Source organism: Amphibacillus indicireducens (genome assembly GCF_039539605.1).
Classification (GTDB): Bacteria; Bacillota; Bacilli; order Bacillales; family Amphibacillaceae; genus Amphibacillus; species Amphibacillus indicireducens.
The window spans coordinates 25,279-46,279 of sequence record NZ_BAABDL010000155.1 but is presented as its reverse complement, the minus strand read 5'-3'; the positions used below and the strand labels follow the sequence as shown (position 1 = coordinate 46,279).

The 21,001-nt window shown below is 35.7% G+C and carries 12 protein-coding genes, 7 tRNA genes and 1 rRNA gene; 19 read left to right on the top strand and 1 reads right to left on the bottom strand.

The features are described from left to right. Positions 1-167: 167 nt before the first annotated feature. The 16 genes from rrf to ABD814_RS13045 all read left to right on the top strand — a co-directional run bounded on the left by rrf (position 168) and on the right by ABD814_RS13045 (position 10,830). A 5S ribosomal RNA gene (gene rrf / locus ABD814_RS13120) occupies positions 168-280 on the top strand. 54 nt (positions 281-334) lie between these two features. Beyond that, positions 335-409 (top strand) — tRNA-Asn (locus ABD814_RS13115). 26 nt (positions 410-435) lie between these two features. Next, positions 436-508 (top strand) — tRNA-Thr (locus ABD814_RS13110). A gap of 24 nt (positions 509-532) precedes the next feature. Continuing rightward, positions 533-607 (top strand) — tRNA-Glu (locus ABD814_RS13105). Positions 608-665: 58 nt separating this feature from the next. Then, positions 666-741, top strand: a tRNA-Val gene (locus tag ABD814_RS13100). A gap of 9 nt (positions 742-750) precedes the next feature. Then, positions 751-823: transfer RNA gene (locus ABD814_RS13095), tRNA-Thr, on the top strand. A 29-nt stretch (positions 824-852) separates the two neighbouring features. Then, positions 853-938 (top strand) — tRNA-Tyr (locus tag ABD814_RS13090). Positions 939-998: 60 nt separating this feature from the next. Further along, positions 999-1,070, top strand: a tRNA-Gln gene (locus ABD814_RS13085). A gap of 185 nt (positions 1,071-1,255) precedes the next feature. After that, positions 1,256-2,077 (top strand): diadenylate cyclase CdaA, encoded by an 822-nt coding sequence (gene cdaA, locus ABD814_RS13080; RefSeq protein ID WP_344914144.1) that lies wholly within the window; start codon positions 1,256-1,258, stop codon positions 2,075-2,077. Further along, on the top strand, positions 2,074-3,318 hold the full coding sequence (locus ABD814_RS13075) for a CdaR family protein (RefSeq protein WP_344914143.1): 1,245 nt from the start codon (positions 2,074-2,076) through the stop codon (positions 3,316-3,318). The genes cdaA and ABD814_RS13075 overlap by 4 nt, the downstream gene beginning before the upstream one ends. 39 nt (positions 3,319-3,357) lie before the next feature. After that, positions 3,358-4,704 (top strand): phosphoglucosamine mutase, encoded by a 1,347-nt coding sequence (glmM, locus tag ABD814_RS13070; protein WP_344914140.1) that lies wholly within the window; start codon positions 3,358-3,360, stop codon positions 4,702-4,704. A 509-nt stretch (positions 4,705-5,213) separates the two neighbouring features. After that, complete coding sequence (locus ABD814_RS13065; protein WP_344914137.1) at positions 5,214-6,551, top strand: ABC transporter substrate-binding protein; 1,338 nt, start codon at positions 5,214-5,216, stop codon at positions 6,549-6,551. 265 nt (positions 6,552-6,816) lie between these two features. After that, positions 6,817-7,722: a carbohydrate ABC transporter permease gene (locus ABD814_RS13060; protein WP_425549088.1), complete on the top strand. Its 906-nt coding sequence runs from the start codon at positions 6,817-6,819 to the stop codon at positions 7,720-7,722. 12 nt (positions 7,723-7,734) lie between these two features. After that, positions 7,735-8,586 carry a carbohydrate ABC transporter permease gene (locus tag ABD814_RS13055; RefSeq protein ID WP_344914134.1) on the top strand — a complete coding sequence of 284 codons (852 nt, stop codon included), beginning with the start codon at positions 7,735-7,737 and terminating at the stop codon, positions 8,584-8,586. A 255-nt stretch (positions 8,587-8,841) separates the two neighbouring features. After that, positions 8,842-9,459 carry a YesL family protein gene (locus tag ABD814_RS13050; RefSeq protein ID WP_344914131.1) on the top strand — a complete coding sequence of 206 codons (618 nt, stop codon included), beginning with the start codon at positions 8,842-8,844 and terminating at the stop codon, positions 9,457-9,459. A 357-nt stretch (positions 9,460-9,816) separates the two neighbouring features. Further along, the gene (locus ABD814_RS13045; protein WP_344914129.1) at positions 9,817-10,830 is read left to right on the top strand and encodes a LacI family DNA-binding transcriptional regulator; all 1,014 of its coding nucleotides are present in this window, start codon (positions 9,817-9,819) and stop codon (positions 10,828-10,830) included. A gap of 74 nt (positions 10,831-10,904) precedes the next feature. Here the strand turns inward: ABD814_RS13045 and ABD814_RS13040 are convergent, their stop codons facing one another. Next, complete coding sequence (locus ABD814_RS13040) at positions 10,905-12,785, bottom strand: methyl-accepting chemotaxis protein (RefSeq protein ID WP_344914126.1); 1,881 nt, start codon at positions 12,783-12,785, stop codon at positions 10,905-10,907. Positions 12,786-13,544: 759 nt separating this feature from the next. Between ABD814_RS13040 and ABD814_RS13035 the strand changes: the two genes are divergently transcribed. The 3 genes from ABD814_RS13035 (at position 13,545) to ABD814_RS13025 (ending at position 20,929) form a co-directional block, all read left to right on the top strand. Then, the gene (locus tag ABD814_RS13035; RefSeq protein WP_344914124.1) at positions 13,545-16,472 is read left to right on the top strand and encodes a carbohydrate binding domain-containing protein; all 2,928 of its coding nucleotides are present in this window, start codon (positions 13,545-13,547) and stop codon (positions 16,470-16,472) included. Positions 16,473-16,691: 219 nt separating this feature from the next. Beyond that, positions 16,692-19,574, top strand: a complete 2,883-nt coding sequence (locus tag ABD814_RS13030) for a carbohydrate-binding domain-containing protein (protein ID WP_344914121.1) — start codon at positions 16,692-16,694, stop codon at positions 19,572-19,574. 371 nt (positions 19,575-19,945) lie between these two features. Continuing rightward, a complete protein-coding gene (locus tag ABD814_RS13025) occupies positions 19,946-20,929 on the top strand; it encodes a LacI family DNA-binding transcriptional regulator (protein WP_344914118.1) in 984 nt (327 codons plus the stop codon). Positions 20,930-21,001 lie beyond the last annotated feature (72 nt).

Here is a 21,001-nt window from a genome sequence, read left to right as displayed (position 1 = left end):
GTTCGAGGTAGAAGCATGGTGACATGTGAAGCTGACGAATACTAATCGATCGAGGACTTAACTAAAATTAAAAAGCGGAATCATCCGTTTAACACCTTTGTAATTGATGGCACTTGTCAGGTGCAATTCTTATCTAGTTTTTAGGGTATATTTAATTATATCTATGGCCTAGTGACAATAGCGAAGAGGTCACACCTGTTCCCATACCGAACACAGAAGTTAAGCTCTTCAGCGCCGATGGTAGTTGGGTTTTCCCTGCGAGAGTAGGACGTCGCTAAGCCAAACAAATGAAGCTTTGTGAAGTAACAAATGGTATTTAAACCTCTCCAATTGTTCCACAGTAGCTCAGTGGTAGAGCAATCGGCTGTTAACCGATCGGTCGTAGGTTCGAATCCTACCTGTGGAGCCATTTATTCAATTAAATTGATTATAAATGCTTCCATAGCTCAGTAGGTAGAGTGCATCCATGGTAAGGATGAGGTCGCCGGTTCGATCCCGGCTGGAAGCTTTTAAATTTTTAACAACATGTTATGGCCCGTTGGTCAAGCGGTTAAGACACCGCCCTTTCACGGCGGTAACACGGGTTCGAATCCCGTACGGGTCACCATTTATTTTTGTATGATCTCAGTATTTTTGGATAACCTACTTTAGCAACTACTTATCATGGAGGATTAGCTCAGCTGGGAGAGCACCTGCCTTACAAGCAGGGGGTCGCAGGTTCGAGCCCTGCATCCTCCACCATTTTAACGAGCCGGCCTAGCTCAACTGGTAGAGCAACTGACTTGTAATCAGTAGGTTGGGGGTTCAAGTCCTCTGGCCGGCATGGTCTTTTGTTCAGTTAGATAAATATACGGAGGGATAGCGAAGTTGGTCAAACGCGGCGGACTGTAAATCCGCTCCCATCGGGTTCGTAGGTTCGAGTCCTACTCCCTCCACCATTTAATTCTTATAATAATACCGATAACAGTTTTGTATAAATGCTGTTATTTTCTTATTGGTGGGCTATCGCCAAGCGGTAAGGCAACGGTTTTTGGTTCCGTCATGCGTTGGTTCGAATCCAGCTAGCCCAGTAACCTAAAGTGAAGAAACCCTTAAAACAAAATGTTTTAAGGGTTTTTTTAGGTCGAAAAGGTACCACATAATTGATAACATTGGTACTTTTGATTATAAAGATGATTTTGAGTGTGATATAATAAAACAAGTGATTACCAATTGAAATGAGTGGTTATGATATGAGTAGAGGGATGTGTGAATCATGCTTGGTGAGGGTTTAAATATCTTTAATATTCTTAGGATCATCGTTGACATTACCCTTGTCTGGTATGTATTTTATAAACTGATTATGTTATTACGTGGTACGAAAGCAATCCAACTTTTAAAAGGGATTTTTGTCGTATTATTTATTTACTTAGTTAGTTATATATTGAATCTCCAAACAGTACAAGTAATGATTGAACAGGTGATTGTTTGGGGACCGGTTGCTTTAATTGTTTTATTCCAACCTGAGCTCAGAAGAGCACTCGAACAGATTGGACGAGGAAGTTTCTTTAGTCGAAACCGCCACTCGGAAGAGGAAATTTTAAATCAAATAATTGATGCACTAGTTACTTCTAGTAGCTACATGGGAAAACGACGAATTGGTGCGTTAATTACGATTGAAAGAGAAACAAATATGGGTGATTATATTGAAACGGGAATCCCGATTCAGGGGCAATTATCTCATCAATTATTGACAAATATTTTTGTGCCGAACACACCTTTACACGATGGGGCGGTTATTATTCATCACGATCAAATCATTGCGGCGGCCTGTTATTTACCACTCTCAGAAAGTCCGTTTATTTCTAAGGAGTTAGGAACTCGACATAGAGCAGCGATGGGTATTAGTGAAGTAAGTGATGCCTTGACGATTATTGTGTCTGAGGAAACAGGAAATATATCTTATACGCGTAATGGGGAGTTACACAGAGATATTAGTCAAGAAGAATTAGCTAATTTGTTAAGGCAAGATTTAGGTACGAGTTTTAGTCAAACCCCTACATTGAAAACCTGGAACTGGAGGGGGAGAAAAAAATGAATGAATGGTTAAATAAAACGTGGGTTATCCGGATTATCTCTTTATTGTTAGCGATTATAACGTTTATAGTAATTACCATTGATAATCAAGATACGAGAACTGCAGATATTGGCAGTTTTGATTCGATTTTTAGTAGTTCACAAGAAGTTCAGGTTTTAGAAGATATTCCAGTTAATATTCAAATCGATGATCAAAAGTATGTTGTTAGTGGTGTTCCACAAACAGTAACTGTGACGTTAGAAGGAACGGTAAGCGTTGTACAATCAACAGCTACCCAAAGAAATTTTGACGTTTTTGTTGATCTCGAAGGACTTGAACCCGGGACTCATGTTGTCCCGATTGAATACGAAGGCGTTTCAAACCGTTTGACTGTCGATATTAGACCTAGTGAAGCTGAAGTTTTGATCGAAGAGCGAGCAACAAATGAATACAGAGTAGGTGTTGATTTTACCAATCAAGATCGTTTACAGCCTGGATTTGAGTTACTTGAAGCGACTGTAATACCAGATACCGTACAAATTACGAGTTCGCAGAATATCATTGAACGAATTGCGATTGTAACAGCTTTTGTTGATCTTGAAGGTTTAGGAGAAGATATGACCTTTGTCGATGTGCCTGTTCGTGTTTATGATCATGAAGGAAATCAACTAAATGCTCGGATTGAGCCAGAGGTTGTCTCGGTTGAGGTTAAGTTAGCGAGCCCTAATAAGACTGTTCCAGTAATAGTAGATACTACAGGTGAAATAGCGGATGAGTATCGAATAACATCAATTACGGTTGATGTTGAAGAGGTTGATGTTTATGCCGCTGAAGAAAACCTAGAGAACTTAGATATGATTCGAACGATGCCGATTGATTTATCAGGGGTTACGGGGACAACGACAATTGAAGTTGGCTTAGCGATGCCTGGTAATATTCGTTTAGTCTCACATGAAACAGTATCGGTCACAATAGAAGTCGAAGAATGGACTGAAGCAGTAATTGAAGATGTTGAAATCACTGTTGAAAATTTAGCCGGTGATTTTACTTCATCATTCATAGACCCTGAAACTGGACTGATTGATATTACGATATTAGGCTATCAATCAGATTTAACAGGAATGAGTTCAAGTGATTTTCAATTACGAATCGATTTAACTGGACTTGAAGACGGCGAGCATCAATTACCTTTAGATGTCGTTGGGCCTACAGGTTTAGAGTTTTCACCAGAGATGGAAGAAGTTGTTGTTGAAGTTCAGTAATGAATAAAACTGTATTTGGAAACAAAGGAGAGGTACATGATGGGTAAATATTTCGGAACAGATGGTATACGAGGAATAGCTAATGAACAACTAACACCGGAATTAGCTTTTAAGCTGGGCCGAGCAGGTGGATATGTACTGACAAGAGAAACTGAGAAACCGAAAGTGTTAATTGGAAAAGACACACGTATTTCAGGGGAAATGTTAGAAGGAGCTTTAATATCTGGATTGTTATCGATGGGAATAGAAGTGATGCGTTTAGGTGTCATTTCAACCCCTGGTGTCGCCTACTTAACTAAAGTGATGAGTGCAGAAGTTGGGATCATGATTTCAGCCTCACATAACCCTGTCGAAGATAATGGGATTAAGTTTTTTGGACCAGATGGCTTCAAACTATCTGATGAGCAGGAGCAAGAGATCGAGGCTTTAATCGATGCAAAAGAAGACAATCTCCCACGTCCAATTGGCTCTGAAATTGGTGTGATAAATGACTATTTTGAAGGTGGTCAAAAGTATTTACACTATTTAAAGCAGTCAATTGATAATGAATTTGATGGTCTACACGTTGCACTTGATTGTGCAAATGGATCAACTTCTTCACTAGCACCACATTTATTTGCCGATTTGGAAGCAGATATCTCAACGATTGGTGTTTCGCCTAATGGCTTAAATATTAATGACGGCGTAGGCTCAACTCACCCTGAGTCGTTGCAAGCACTAGTTGTTGAAAAAGAAGCTGATATCGGCCTTGCTTTTGATGGTGATGGTGACCGATTAATTGTTGTTGATGAAAAAGGGAAGGTTGTTGATGGTGATCAAATCATCTTTATTTGTGCAGATTACCTTAATAAACGTGGTCTCCTCCGCCATTCAACAGTTGTATCAACGGTGATGAGTAATTTAGGTTTTTATAAAGGTTTAGAAGAAGTGGAAATCAAGAGCAGTAAAACGGATGTTGGTGATCGTTACGTTGTTGAAGAAATGCGAAAAGGTGGATTTAATCTAGGTGGAGAACAATCAGGGCATATTGTCTTTTTAGATTATATTACAACGGGTGATGGGATGTTAACGGCACTCCAGCTGTTAGATATTATGAAGGAAACGGGTAAACCAATTTCTGAATTAGCTGCTAAAATGAAAAAATTCCCACAGGTATTGAAAAATGTTGAGGTTGTCGATAAGCATCAAGTATTTGTCGATCAGCGTGTGCAAGATGTAATTGATAAAGTAGAATCTGATTTAGGTGACGAGGGTCGTGTATTAGTTCGACCTTCAGGAACTGAGTCACTTGTTCGTGTAATGGTTGAAGCACCAACAGTTGAACGTTGCCATGAAGCAGCAGACCAAATTGTTGACGTGATTGAAGATGTTTTGGGGTTAGAATAGAAGATTATAGCTTTAATGTCCTTTGTCACGATCCAAATTAGTTATTAGACTACTTTGGATCGTATTTCTTTTTTGGCTTTCTTCATATCAAGATACCTGATTATTTTTAATAACGTATATTTTTATAGTAAATCTAGCAGTAGTAGCGCAAATAAATTGGTAAAAAAAGTTTATAAAACTCAATATTAGTATCGGCAAACTTGGAAAATCCCGTTTTGAAGATAAAAAAATAAAAAAATATTTATTTTGCACTTTACCAAAGCGCTTTAGTAGTTTATAATGACAGTAGTGAAATAAGTGAATCGAAAATGGAATTCAACTAATATCCTTTTGGTCGAATCGGAAAGCGCTTTACCAACTTAAAATTTCTACTGGTGAAATGTAAAGGCTTACTAGATAGGAAACATTTTTTTAAAATCAAACCAAAGCGCTTTGGATGTTAAAGGATACCATTATATAGATTTTATGATTCATTTATATTGCTAAATATAAAAGGGAGGGTTTTAAGAATGAGAAAGTTTTGGAAACTTATTTTGATGGTGTTATTTGCTACTAGCATACTTGTAGCATGTGGTGGAGATGACGGTGGTCAAGCTACCGATGCAACAGGAGATGAAGTTGATGAATCTGAAAGTGTAGATGATGTGACAGAAGAACAGATTGGTAGTGAAGATGCAGAAGTTGAGTTAGTATTTTGGGAGTTTGGAAATACAGGTTATGATGTTCTAATAGAAGAATATGTAGAGCTGAATCCACATGTATCAATCAATCTTTTAAACCAAGATATGAATGATGTCCATGATAACTTATTTACATCCCTTTCAGCGGGCAGTGGAGCTCCTGATATTGCAATGATTGAAGAGGGTGCAATTGAGCGTTTTAAAGCGGCTGAAGATCGTTTTCACAATTTAAATGATTTAGGAGCCACTAATATAGCGGGTGATTTTCTTGAATGGGTATGGGTAAACGGTCAAAGTGCTGATGGCTCTTTCCAGTTTGGTTTACCAACGGATATTGGTCCTACAGTCATGTTTTATCGTACAGATGTATTTGAGGCTGCGGGCTACGATTCATCGCCAGAAGCTGTATCTGAACTACTTAGTACATGGGATGACTTTGCTGAAGTAGCACAAGCAATTAATGATGCTACAGGTGCTTTAATGACTGACTCTGGCGAACTAGTATTTAATGCGAGACGTGATCAAGCTACTGAAACATACTTTAATGCTGAGGGAGAATATATTCTAGAAGATAATGACCAAATTAAAGAAGCTTTTGACTATGTTGCAGACTTGTTTGAAGCTGGTTTAGTTGGAGATACGCCACTTTGGACACCAGAATGGTTTGCTGGTATGGATGATGCTTCTTATGCAGTATTCTTAGGACCAGCTTGGTTACAAGGTGTTATTAAAGAAAACAGTCCTGAAGAAGGAGTATGGTCAATAGTTACAATGCCAGAAGGTGCTGGTAACTGGGGAGGATCTTTCTTAACGCTTCCAGCAGAAGGTGAGAATCAAGAAGAGGCCTATGCATTTATTGAGTGGTTGACTGCACCAGAGCAACAATACAAAGCATTCCAAGGTTATGGATTATTCCCATCTACACCTGCAGTATACGAAATGCCCGATTTCCAAAATTATGAGGATCCATACTTTGGTGGAATAAATACAGCTGAAGTATTTGGCGAGGCAGCCCAAGCTGTGAAACCTGTTTATAAAGGTAGCGCATATTATCCGATAGGTGATGAAATTTATGAAGCTATCGATAATGTTGCTGCTGGTGGCGATCCAGAAGCAGAATGGGAAGATATGTTATCAAGAGTTCAAAGTATTTTAGATAGACAATAAACTAAAAAAATGGGGGGTATGAGAAACAGTCATACCCTCCCAAACTTTACTTTATACTTCATGTTTTTGTTGGTAGTTTAAATATAATTATACTTTACTCAATAATAATGTATAATTTTAACTTTAATTATTGAGTTTAATAGATTTTATATAAATGCCTAGTAATAGGAGTGCCAATGTCTAAGTTTGATTCTCTTTATAATGATAAATAAATTAAGTAGGATATTCTTAAGGTCCTATAAGGAGGGGCAGAATATTGTCTAGAATGAGAACTAGAAAGTTAACTGAAAAGAAAAACAATGCTTTATCTGGTTATGTGTTTACTTCTCCATTCTTTATTTTGTATGCAATTTTTGGGTTTTTCCCTATGGTGTTTAGTTTTTATTTGTCCTTTTTTAATTGGAATGGTTTATCGCCGATGACCTTTGTTGGGTGGAAAAACTTTGAGATCGTTTTAAATGATGGCTCATTTTATTCGTCCATCATCAACACATTTATTATCGGTATTATGGGGACTATTCCGCAATTAGTCATTGCGCTATTCATAGCATTTGCACTCAATTCGGCACTTATACGGTTCCAAAATACATTTAGAACATTAATATTTTTACCATACATTACGTCACTTGTATCGGTTGCAATTATTTTTGGTCTTATGTTTAATAACCAGCCATTTGGCTTCGTAAACTATATTCTAAGTTTGTTTGAGATTGATCCTATTAGATGGAGTCAAGCATACTGGCCGGTAAAAATAGCCATCTCAACAATGGTGTTATGGAGATGGGTTGGATATAATACGATCATATTCTTAGCAGGCATGCAAAGTATTCCTAAAGAATTGTATGAAGCGGCCAAAATTGATGGTGCAACTATTATGCAACAAATTAGATTGGTTACACTTCCGATGTTAAGACCAATTTTAATGTTCGTTGTGTTCACATCGACAATTGGAGCATTACAATTATTCACAGAGCCGTTGATCTTCTTGGGTCGAGGATTACGTGAAGAAGGAATTACTATAGTTGCTTATTTATGGCGAGATGCATTTGTATTGAACTCGTTTGGAACAGCGTCTGCCGCAGCAATTATAATGTTCTTAATCGTTATTATATTGACCGGAACTAACTTGCTGCTGACAAACCTAGTAGGTCGTTCACGGAAAGTAAAATAAGGGGGACTAATAATGAGTAAAAGTAGAGAAGTTGGATATAAAAAGTTTTCAATTAAAAGATCCTTGGTTTATTTGTTTTTAATCGTTGTTTCACTAGCGTCCCTTTTCCCATTTTATTATATGTTTGTGATGGCAACACGATTAAATCGAGATGTTAATGCAGTCCCACCTCCATTTACTCCTGGTGCTGAATTGGTGAGTAATTTCCAAAAGGTTACTGACAATATAAATTTCTTCGGTGCGATGGGAAATTCGCTTATGGTAGCATCGTTTATCACGATAGGTGTTTTATTTTTATGTTCTTTAGCAGGATTCGCCTTTGCCAAATTAGATTTTAGAGGTAAAAATTTCTTGTTTGGTTTTATTTTAGTAACAATGATGGTACCAACACAATTAGGATTAATTCCACAATACTATATTATTACTACTCTAGGCTGGTTAAATGATCTTCGTGCGATTATTATCCCCGGATTAGTTAATGCATTTGGTGTATTTTGGATGGCCCAGTATATTAGAGATGGTGTGCCTTATGAGACTGTTGAAGCGGCAAAAATAGACGGGTGTTCAAATTTTAGGATTTACTGGAACATTGTTATTCCGATGATTTTACCAGCATTTGCAACGCTTGGTATTATTGTATTTATGCAAGTGTGGAATGACTTTTTATGGCCAGTTGTTGTATTGCGTGAACCAGCCGTTCATACAATACAGGTTGCACTACGGTCATTAAATGATGCTAGACAAATGGATTATGGAATGATTATGTCTGGTACTTTTTGGGCAACGGTTCCGTTATTGATTGTATTTTTAATGTTTAATAGATTGTTTATTGAGAGTCTTACAGACGGGGCTGTAAAAAGTTAATACACGGATTATATAATAGAAATAAGTATGTATAAGGTAATTCACAATACTTTTTGTAAAGTTTAGAGTCGTCTATTAGTTATATACATTATAAAAATATGCAAAAGCTTTCAGAAAATATTTTATCACATTCAGTGCCTTTTATTTTATTTAAGAAGGTCTGAATGTGAATTATATTTTTGAGTGGAATAATACTTGAAGAGATTCATGAAGGTAGGCTTAAAATGATGATAGATTATTTATGGGGTGCTTAAGTTGGGAAATTTAGTTTTTAAGATTGCTGATATTATCTATAGATTTGTCGTTTTAAATTTAATATGGTTGCTATTTTTTTTAATTGGGATGGGTATTTTTGGTTTTATGCCAGCGACAGTAGCACTATTTTCTGTTATTAGACAGTGGATAAAAGGAGAGGAAGATCTAAGACTTTTTAAAATGTTTTTTCATTATTATAAAGTGGAATTTATTCGCTCTAATATTCTATGGCTAATATTCTTAGTCATTTTTTATATTATATATGTAAATTATTCATTTATTTCATACTATTATAGTGCGGGATTTCATTTTTTCTTATATATAATCCTATTTTCTTTTGCCTTTATAGCGTTCATGACATTTGTCAATTTATTCTCAGTCATCGCTCATTTTGAATTTAAAACAATTCGATACATTAAGGTGGCTGCAGGAATGGTTTTTTTAAGACCATTTAATACTCTAATACAACTGTTATGGTTAGTTGTCTATTATATTATATCGTTTCAATGGCCAACTGTTTTTATAGTATTGGGTGTCAGTGTATTAGCATTTATATTAATGGCTACAAATTATCCGACATTTATAAAGCACACTCCATTAGATCAACAAAATAATTAGAACCTCACGTTTGCTTTGGGTTAACCGATTGATACAAAGGTTAAAATGCCTAATTCTTATCAAGGATTATTAGAATTAGTTAGATGAAAATATGCTATAATATATGTTGAAAGTAAGTTAATTTGGAATTGAGAGCGATCTCAATCTGCTATTTATTACTGTTTTAATCTATTTTAGTTATTGGCATCTTCACTATCAATAATTAGTAGCGCTATATTCTACATAAATCAATTATTGTAGAAATGTGTAGCCTTCTTCCATTATGGGAGAAGGCTTGATTTATTAAATGATTTGATATATTTTTAATTTAGATGGAAATGAAAGAAGAATCGGTATAATTAAGGAGAGAAATGAATATTGGTAACGATATACGATGTGGCTAAAAAAACAGGTTTTTCTATAACAACTGTGTCAAGAGCACTAAATAATTATCCCGATGTAAGCGAAAAAACTAAGAAGCTTATATTAGAAGTTGCAGATAAAATGGGCTATTTTCCAAATTCTATTGCTAGGTCGCTAACAATGAAAAAAACCTTTACTTTGGGTGTTATATTTGTTGAAGATTTAGGAATAGGAATGAAGCATCCTTTCTTTAGTGTAGTTATTGAAGGATTTAAACAAAGAGCTGAAAAATTCGGTTTTGACTTAGTGTTTATTAATAGATTTATTGGGGAAGATAGGAAAAGTTATATTGATCATGCCTACTATCGTGGTGTTGATGGTGTGATTGTTGTCTGTTCACATTATGATGATCCAGAGGTAAAAAAGTTGATTGAATCTCCATTGCCAAGTGTTGTATTAGATGTCCACAGTGATCAGACAAATGTTATTTACAGTAATAATATTTATGGCTGTGAATTAGCAATTGATCACTTATATTCACTTGGTCATCAAAAAATAGCTCATATAGCAGCTACTGATGGCTCCTTTACTGGAAAAGAACGATTAAAGGGATTTGGGCTAGCGTTAGATAAGTATGGGTTAACGATAGATGACTCTTATATTGTAAATGGTGGACTTTTTTCATATGAGAGTGGGTACAATGCAATGAATAGATTGCTTAAATTGGATGATGTACCAACAGCGGTGTTTGCCTCGAGTGACACGATGGCTATAGGCGCAATCAAAGCGATTAAAGATGCAGGCCTATCAGCGCCTGATGATATTTCTGTCGTTGGGTTTGATGATATTGAGCTTGCTCAGCATATAACTCCTGGCTTAACCACTATTAGACAAAATGCAGAGCTAATGGGAAGGAAAGCTGCTGATCTGTTAATTAATCAAATTAATGATGAAGATGAAGACTTTTCGACAATATTACTCCCGGTTGAGTTAATCATTAGAGACTCGACTAAAGACATAACAAACTAACGTTATTCATTAACTTTGAATTAAAATCCCCTACATGCCCAGACACATGGATTAAATGTAGGGGATTTTTGTGGTTATATTTTTACTTTACCATCAACTTTATCAGCAATACTATTTTTATCTAATTCAGGATTTATGCTCTCTATCAAATCAATCTCTTTCTCTATATCTACCTCGACAACTTCTTTATCTACATTAGTTAGATCAAGCACATCAGTATTATTGTCCATACTAGTTAGCTCTTTAATTTCTTTTGCCACTGTAAAGCGACTCATTGAGCCTTCTAATTTACCTACAGCATCGGAAAGATCTTTCGAGTGATCATTCATTTGTTTGATAATATTACTTTGCTCAAATATTGATTCATGTGCATCGTTGATATGAACCGTTGTTTTATTGGATAGTTTAGATAATCCGTCTAATGATATATTGATCTCATCACTCTCACCTGTCATTGTTGTGATATCAGCATAAATATGATCAATATTTTTAACTAACTCATTAACTGAGGATTCGACTTTATGTAAACTAGTAATATTTTGTTGTATTTTATTTTGTTCGATTATTGTTTTTTCATTCGATGATTTAAGAACGGATTTAACTTCATTAGCATCTTGTTGAATCCCTTGTATAATAACGTTGATGTCATTAATAGATTGATTGACTTCTGCTGATAAATCTCGAATTTCATCAGCTACAACAGCAAACCCCTTCCCGTAATCACCTGCTCTAGCAGCCTCTATTGATGCGTTTAATGCTAATAAATTCGTTTTTTCTGCAACTTTATTAATTAACTCTGTTATTTGCGAGATATCGACAGCTCTTTCTACAAGTATATTTACTTTAGAGACGGTATTTGCAACAGATTCATTAATCGTAGCAATATTGGAAGCCGTAACATTCATCAGTGAGATGCCTTCTTTAGTTTCGGTTGATACTTCTAAAGAAGAACTTTTCATTTTTGCACTGAACTGTTCAATTGAATTTATTCTTTCATTAAAATTGTCATTTGTACTTGATATTTGAATAATTGATGCCGACTGTTCTTCAACAATTGTAATTAATTCATTTAATTTATTTGAAACACTTATACTAACGTGCTCTAGAAATGTTGCGGATTTTTCCAAATCATCACTTTTTGAACCGACATTAATAGATACATTAGAAATATCCTTTAAAATATCTTCAATACTATCTTTCATGGTATTTAAGGAAAGAGAAATTTTGGAGAATTCATCTGTGCCATGTACATCCAAGTTGTTAGCGCTTAAATGACCTTGTTCAATTTTTTCGCTAAAACCAAGAATTTCTGTCAGTCTCTTCTTTACATTATAGTTTACAAGAATTAATATTGTTAGACCAATAAAAACAGAAAGGAGTATTGATATAATTTGAATCTGCGTAGTTATTTGGAAGCTCTCCGACGTCGATTCTACAGCATTTAGTCTCTCTTCTTCAAAAATTGTTCTCAACTGATTTAGTGAAAATGAGCTTTGCTGATAATTTCTTCGGGCATTTTCATATGTTCGTCTATCAATATTAGCAGATTTTTCACTTTCTCTTAATAAGGTATACTCATTAAAGCTTTCGATGATTTCTGCATCATTTTCTAATACGGTATTCAATAGATACTGTTTATCATCTGAATCAATATAAGGATCTATTTCGTCTAAATATGCATTAAATTCTGCAATTGTATTTTCAAAATCACTAACAGAAAGATCAGTAGGTGCAACCATATATTGTCCTAATATCGAATAGCGCTCTTGTATGAGTAATTCCATTTCAAATAACATGACTGAGTTTTCTGTACTTCGATTCATTACGTTCACTTCATCTCTAGTATCAGATAATAATAGATTAATTAATAAAGCCGAGATAACAAATAAAATAACGATTAAAACATAAATTGATCCATATTTAAAAGTTAAATTTCTATTTGACCATTTAAACATATCAACCACCCTTTCAATTCTCTCTTTTTTGTTCCATGTTCCTTAAATTGTAGTTTTGTCACATTACATTCAAACGTCACATGACGATAGAACTGTGGATCTACAATTTCACGTTATTTCAAGACTTAAAGCTGCTAAATGTAATAGTACATGCCCCCTTACATTCTAAGTAAAGCGCTTTCTATAAAAGCCTCAAAAACACCAAAGCGCTTCCGGTTTTTAGTGTAATAAATGACTGAGTATATGGTGAAAAATTGATTAATTTATATGAATTAGATTAATAAACCGTAGTACTTTATCTTCAGTATATATTAGTATGATATCGTTTTCAAGGTTAATTTTTAGGATATAGTTGATTTATCTACTATTAATTCGGTTGACAAAAAGGTAATGTTTCTTTTATAATGAAATCACGAAAGCGCTTCCGATATAATGTTATAATATTTAGTTAAGTAGTTTCTGTATTGGTCGATTTACTGTTTTGAAGTTCCCCCTTTAAAATAATTTGAGGAAGCGCTTTACTTAAAATTTTCATCTTAACGATCTATAAATAAATAAGATGAAAAGATAATTAAATTTAAATGGAAGCGTATTCAATCGTGCTGAAAAAAGAAATTAAGATAGGGAGGGATAATATAATTATAACCTTTTATTAACAGGGAATTAACGCAGAAAAATAATAATTTTAAGGAGGTGGTTACTAAATACTGTTGGGATTTATTGTAGCTGAGAAATATATTATTAAAGGAGGAAAAGTAATTGTTAAAGAAATGGACGATAGGTTTATTAAGTGTATTGCTAATTGTTTCAAATTTTAATGTGCCAATGATTAGTGCTTCAGAATCTGATGTCACAGACTCCGATTGGAAATTAGTATGGAGTGACGAGTTTGATGAAGATGAAATTAATATGGATAACTGGAGCTTTGATCACCCTGAGAATGGGCGCTATAATCAAGAAATTCAATCTTACACCGAAGACAACGCTTGGATTGAAGATGGAAAGTTGTTTATTGAAGCTAGAGAGGAAGAAATTACAGAGCCTAATGGTGAAACATACAACTATACATCTTCAAAACTAATTACTAAAGGCAAGCAAATGTGGACTTATGGAAAATTTGAAATAAGAGCAAAAATGCCAACAGGCCAAGGTATGTGGCCTGCAATCTGGATGATGCCGGAAGATGAGCCTTTCTACGGAACATGGCCAGTAGGTGGCGAAATTGATATTATGGAGCTGCTAGGGCATGAGCCTGACACGATTTACGCAAATATTCATTATGGCGTCCCTAAAGGAGACTCACAAGGAACGTACAAATTGCCTAATGGTCAGAGTTTTGCTGAAGATTATCACGTTTATACTCTGGAGTGGGAACCGGGAGAAATTCGCTGGTATATAGATGGTGAACTGTTCAACACTGCAAATGATTGGCATTCAAAACATCCAGGTAATGCAGATGAGTTTACTTATCCAGCGCCGTTCGATCAGGATTTCTTCTTAATATTGAATATATCTGTAGGTGGTGGTTGGCCAGGAAACCCAGATGATACGACTGTATTTCCACAACAAATGGCGGTAGATTACGTCAGAGTTTATCAAAAAGATGAATATCCTGTTCGTGAGAAACCTGAGCCGGAAGAGGAAGATTCGGAAGGAAGAGCTCCACTAGAAGATGGTAACTATATTTATAACGGTAGTTTCAATTCAGGTACAGATCACTGGACATTTTTACAAGGACCAGGTGGAGATGCTAAAATTGAAGTTGAGAATGGTGAATTCCATGCAGCGATAACGGCTGGTGGTACAGTGGACTATGGCGTGCAATTAATTCAAGATACGGTTCCACTTGAACGAGGTGCTAGATATAAAGCAAGCTTTAGAGCCAAAGCAGAAGAAGAAAGAGATATAAAAGTAAAACTTGGCGGTGGTGCTTCCAGAGGGTATTCAGAATATTCACTAATCCCCCCTGTGAGACTTTCTGAAAAATGGGGAGACTATGAATTTGAATTTGTCATGCCAGAACGAACGGATTTAAACTCTCGTTTCGAATTTAATATGGGATTAAATGATGCGGATGTCTGGCTTAGCGATGTGAGATTAGACAAGATAGAAGATGCTTCTACTACAGAGCCATCCTTTGAACCAAGATCACCTCTTCCAGGCGGTAACTATATTTACAATGGGACATTTGATCAAGGCATAGGAAGAATGGCGTTCTGGGAATTCAAAGCAGATGATAGTTCGGATGTTAATTACTATATTGGTAGTGCAGTTGATGAGCGCAGGTTTGATGCCTTGATTAATAATGGTGGAGCCCATGCTGAATCAATCCAACTTGTGCAACCTCAAGTTAATTTAGAAGAGGGGAATAGCTATCAATTAACGTTTGATGCAAGTGCAGATGTATCAAGAGATATTAGAGTAAGCCTAGTATCGTCAAATGGCAATGTGATAGCTGATCAAGCAGTAGGTTTGGATCCAGAAATGAAAGAATACTCATTTAAATTTAATGTAGATGTAGTTACAGATAATGATGTTGAGCTTCAATTTAATATCGGCGGAAGCGACGATAATGTTTATCTTGATAATGTGGAACTAACAAGAGTTCTTGCATCTGATGGAATTGAAGACAATCTTATTCGAAATGGAATATTTGATAGTCTATCACATTGGTCAACTGAATTTAATCATTCTAAAGCTGAATTTAAGGTAGATGAAGATGGTCACTTTAAAGTAAATATTACTGATGTTGGATATGCCACTTGGGCGATTCAGCTTTATCAAAAAGGAGTTAATATTGAAAAGGATGCTACTTATCAGCTTTCTTTTGAAGCAAGATCAACAATAGATAGACCGGTACTTTTAAATGTTGAGAATAGCACTGACTATACGAAATATTTAGAAGAAACTGTTTCATTGACTGATTCATGGGAAACTTATAATTACGAATTTACAATGAACGAAGAAACAGATCCAGATACGAAATTCGGTTTTTCTTTTGGAGGAGATGGTAGTGACAATATACCATCTGATGAACATGATATCTTCATTGATAATGTGGTCTTAAGGAAAGTAGAAGAAACTGACGAAGAACCTGGTGAGGACGATGATCAAGCAACTGATCCTAGTGACAAAGATGATGAAGAACAAATGCAAGAGTTATTAGATAGAATCAGTAATTTAGAAGATAGAATTAAAGATTTAGAAGATAGTAGTCATCTAGAAGATTTTGAAAATCGAATTAACAATCTGGAACAAGAACTATTAGCTCTAAAGACTCAATACAATAATCTAGAAGATCGAAATTCAGAAATCGAGCAACAAATTGTTGCCTTACAAGAAGAAATTGCAAGGTTTAAAGCATTACTTAGCGATCAGGATGATGTAGTAAATGGTACTGATGAAGACGATCAATCTACAAAGGCTGATGGTGACAAAGCAACTGCACCTGCTGGCGATGATCAAAATCTAGAGTCTGATAATAAACTTCCGACTACAGAGGATGGCGATGACCAAGTAACTGTGCCTGCTGGCGATGATCAAAATCCAGAGTCCGGTAATAAACTTCCGAAGACTGCAACGGCTACATTTAACTGGTTAGTTATTGGTTCTAGCGTACTATTAGTGGGAATGGCATTAGCATTTTTCACAAGAAGAAAATTAAGCGTGCTAAAGAAGGATCAATAATATTCTAGTAAATTACGTCAATCTCGTTTATATGAAAAACAACAACCCTATCTTGTCGGTGTCTGAGAGATAGGGTTGCCTGTTTATCCTCAAATCTGAGTTAATAAAAGAAACGCTCTTGATAAAAGCAGGTGGAAACATATAAAGGCGAAGCAATAGAGTAACACGTTTGGTACGACGAATACCGATGGCAAAAAGTATATATGTGGAGGTTTCATTGTGAAGAACAATTTAAGACGCTACTTAGTATTTATGCTAACTTTTGCTTTTGTTGTCTCTGTATTTACACCGGTGATTAGTGCAGAAGATAATGAAGAAGGGGAAACGAACATTGTCAATCCACTTCCAATTTCGGAAATACCACATGAATCTAACTATGGGTCATATCCTTATTTACTTGATGATGGTGTAAGGAATGCTGAAGAGGGTGGGGAATTATCAGTTAAAGAAGTAAACGGTCAACTGACATTAGTTGATCAAAATGATAATCCCATCCAATTACGTGGTATGAGTACTCATGGTTTACAGTGGTTTGGCGAAATCATTAATGAGAATGCTTTTATAACATTGGCTAATGACTGGGATTCAAACATGATCCGTCTAGCTATGTATGTGGGAGAAGAAGGTTACGCAACTAATCCTGATGTTAAAGACTTAGTTTATGAAGGAATTGAACTTGCCTTTGAAAATGATATGTATGTTATTGTTGATTGGCATGTGCATGCACCAGGTGATCCAAGAGAGCCAGTATATAGTGGTGCTTATGACTTTTTTGAGGAATTAGCTGATCACTATAGAGATCACCCTAAAAAACATTATATCATTTGGGAGTTGGCAAATGAACCAAGTCCAAATAATAGTGGTGGTAATGGAATTACCAATAACGAAGAAGGTTGGCAGGCAGTGAAAGAGTATGCTGAGCCAATCGTAGAAATGTTGCGAGAAAAAGGAGACAATATAATTTTAGTGGGAAATCCCAATTGGAGTCAGCGCCCAGATTTAGCTGCTGATAATCCAATTAAAGCGGATAACATTATGTACTCTGTTCATTTCTATACGGGAACACATAACGGTACAAATGAGAGTTACCCTGAGGGGACGCCGAGTGATGCGCGCTCGAACGTGATGGCGAACGTGAGATATGCTCTTGATAATGGGGCTGCTGTATTTGCTACAGAGTGGGGCGTGAGTGAGGCGAATGGTGATAATGGTCCTTACTTAAATGAAGCGGATATATGGCTTAACTTTTTAAATGAAAACAATATTAGTTGGGCCAATTGGTCATTAACGAATAAAAATGAAACGTCTGGGGCGTTTATCCCATTTATATTAAACGAATCAGACGCTACAAATCTTGATCCAGGTGAAGATCAAGAATGGTCACTTGAAGAACTAAGTGTATCAGGTGAATACATTCGCGCACGGATTAAGGGAATTGAATATGAGCCGATTGATCGAACACCAAAGGAAGAATTTACTGAAGTAATCTGGGATTTCAATGATGATACAACACAGGGGTTTGGTTTGAATGGTGATAGTCCAATTAATGTTACGTTAGAAAATGAAAATAACGCTTTAAAAATTTCCGGTCTTGATCCAAGTCATGACATAGGCGGGGAGGGTGAAACATACTGGGATAATGCGCGGATATCTTCTGATAATTGGAATGGTGAGTTGGACATCTTAGGTGCTACGGAATTAACAATGGATGTTATTGTCCACGAGCCTACAACAGTAGCAATAGCAGCAATTCCTCAAAGTGAGAAGTATGGTTGGGCAAACCCTTCTCATAATTCACTAGTAGAAATTGAGGATTTCACGCAGCAAGATGATGGATTATATAAAGCTGTTTTATCGATAGATACAGCTGCGTCACCCAATCTTGCTAATTTAGCAACTGATTCTGAGGGTAGCTTATTAAATAATATTATACTAGTTGTTGGCACCGAAGATGCAGATGTTATTTATCTAGATAATATAACTGTTTCTGGAGACCGTGAGGCCGTCCCAGTTCCAATTGAACATGATCCACAAGGTGAAGCAACGTTTCCATCTGACTTTGAAGATGGAACAAGACAAGGATGGGAATGGCAGGGAGAATCAGGTGTTCGAACGGCCTTAACAATTGAAGAGGCAAACGGTTCAAATGCATTGTCATGGGAGTATGCTTACCCAGAAGTTAAACCATCTGATAATTGGGCAAGTGCTCCACGTTTAGACTTTTGGTCTGACGATTTATATCGTGTCGATAATGAGTTTGTCTCTTTCGATTTTTATATCGATCCGATAGAGGGAAGGGCTACAGAAGGTGAAATTGAAATTAATCTCGTTTTCCAACCAGAATCCGCTGGTTATTGGGCACAATCATCTGATGTTTTTGTCATCGATTTAGGAAAAATAGCAGAACAACCATTAACAGATGATGGGTTGTATCATTATGAAGTGGAAATCGATATTACAAATATCAATGTGTCAGATGATACGTTCTTAAGAAATATGATTTTAATTTTTGCTGATAATGAAAGTAACTTTGCTGGAAGAGCCTATGTTGATAATGTGAAATTTGATCAGAGTTTAGAGAAAAGAGTAGAAGAGTTGGAAAGAATAATATCTGATCTGGAGGAAGAGTTAGCAATGATAGAGTCTGCTAATCTAGAGAAGATCACAGAATTTGAAGACAGAATTAAAGCACTCGAAATACAGTTAGGTGAGCAAGCAGATCAATCTAATTATGGTGAGCTTCAACAAACTGTAGTGGAATTACAGAATAAGCTAAATACCCTTAAATATGAGATCAGGGAGCTTGAAGAATACGGGGATGAAAAGTCTAAATCTGATTTTGAAGATAATGGGCATTCCACTGGAGAGATTAAAGCACCAATCAAAGATGATGAAAAAAATGTCTTAACTTTAAAAGATAAATTAAATGAAAATAAAGCCGGAATTACATCGAAGGGTGATGTTTCTTCAGAAAAAATAGATGGGCAAGTACTTCCTATTACAATGACACGCATGTATAATTTAATTTTCCTAGGAACCCTATTAGTGATTACTGGAGCTTTATTTTTGGTCTACCGAGGAAGAAAAGAAGGAATGAAGTAGTTTTTGTGTTACTGATTCTTAAAAAAGCTATCTATTCAGCTTTTAGCTGTTTAGATAGCTTAGTACTCAACTTATACACTTTTAACTGAGGAGATAAAGTTTGATTTATTAACCATTTTCTGAACGCATTGACTTTCAATTGGTGATTTAGATGACTAATGCGTTTAGAAAAACATTCACCGAGAGTGATAATCACGGGTGCATGCTCTAACTTTATTGTCCGTGTTTTAGCATCTATTAAGTAAAAATGAAATTGATTTTCGAAATATAACTGTTTCATTCAGATGGAGCTGAGTAATGCTAATATTTATTGACAAAAAAAAAGCAGTCATATACTATGATGAAAAGCGCTTTTTATTAGGTGGTATATAATGACAACTATATATGATATTGCAAAAAGATCGGGTTATTCAATAACTACAGTATCAAAGGTTTTAAATAACTATACAAATGTAAGTCAAAAGGCAAAGAAGTCTGTTTTGGATGCTATAGAAGAGCTGGGTTATACACCTAATTCGTCGGCACGAACTTTAGCCACAAATAAATCGTGGATGATTGGTGTCGTTTTTGCTGAGCATTTAGGTGTAGGAATTGCACATCCTTTTTTTAGTGAGGTTATAGAGGGATTTAAGAAACATATAGAATTATATAATTATGATCTTCTCTTTGTTTCAAGAGATATGGGATTGAAACAGGAAACATATAAACATTTAAAGCATCGCGGTGTTGATGGAGTAATGGTTATTCAATCAGAGGGTGATGATAGTGTATCGTCAATTCCAACTGTTTATATTGATCGACCATTAGAAAAGCCGGGATCAGTATATAGTGACAATCGGCAGGGTAGTAAATTAGCAGTTGAATATTTATTTGAGTTAGGTCATCGAAAGATTGCTCATATTGCGGGAGATACAAAAATATTTAGTGCAATAGAAAGAGCAAAAGGTTACAAAGAAACTATGGAAAAACTGAATTTGAGTGTTCCGGATGAGTATATAGTTAATGGAAACTTTTTCTCATATGAGGGCGGGCGAGAAGCGATGATTCGCTTATTATCATTACAAGATAGACCAACGGCAGTTGTTGTTGCTGGTGATCATATGGCCTTAGGTGCAATCAAGGTTATTAAAGAAGCTGGATTAAAGGTACCTGATGATATTTCAATTATTGGTTTTGATGATATTGCTGTTGCTCAACATATTGACCCGCCGTTAACAACGATTAGACAGGATAAAGATCTCATTGGCCGTCAAGCTGCTATTATGTTACTTAATAAAATTGACCATAAAACTGACGATCCAACAAAGATAATACCTGTTCAACTAATTAAACGAGAATCCTGTAGTCGAGTCTGAATTTTAATTTCACCAAAAAGGAAAGCGCTTTACCATTTAGGTTTCCTAGATAGATAAAGTTAGCTCAAGAGA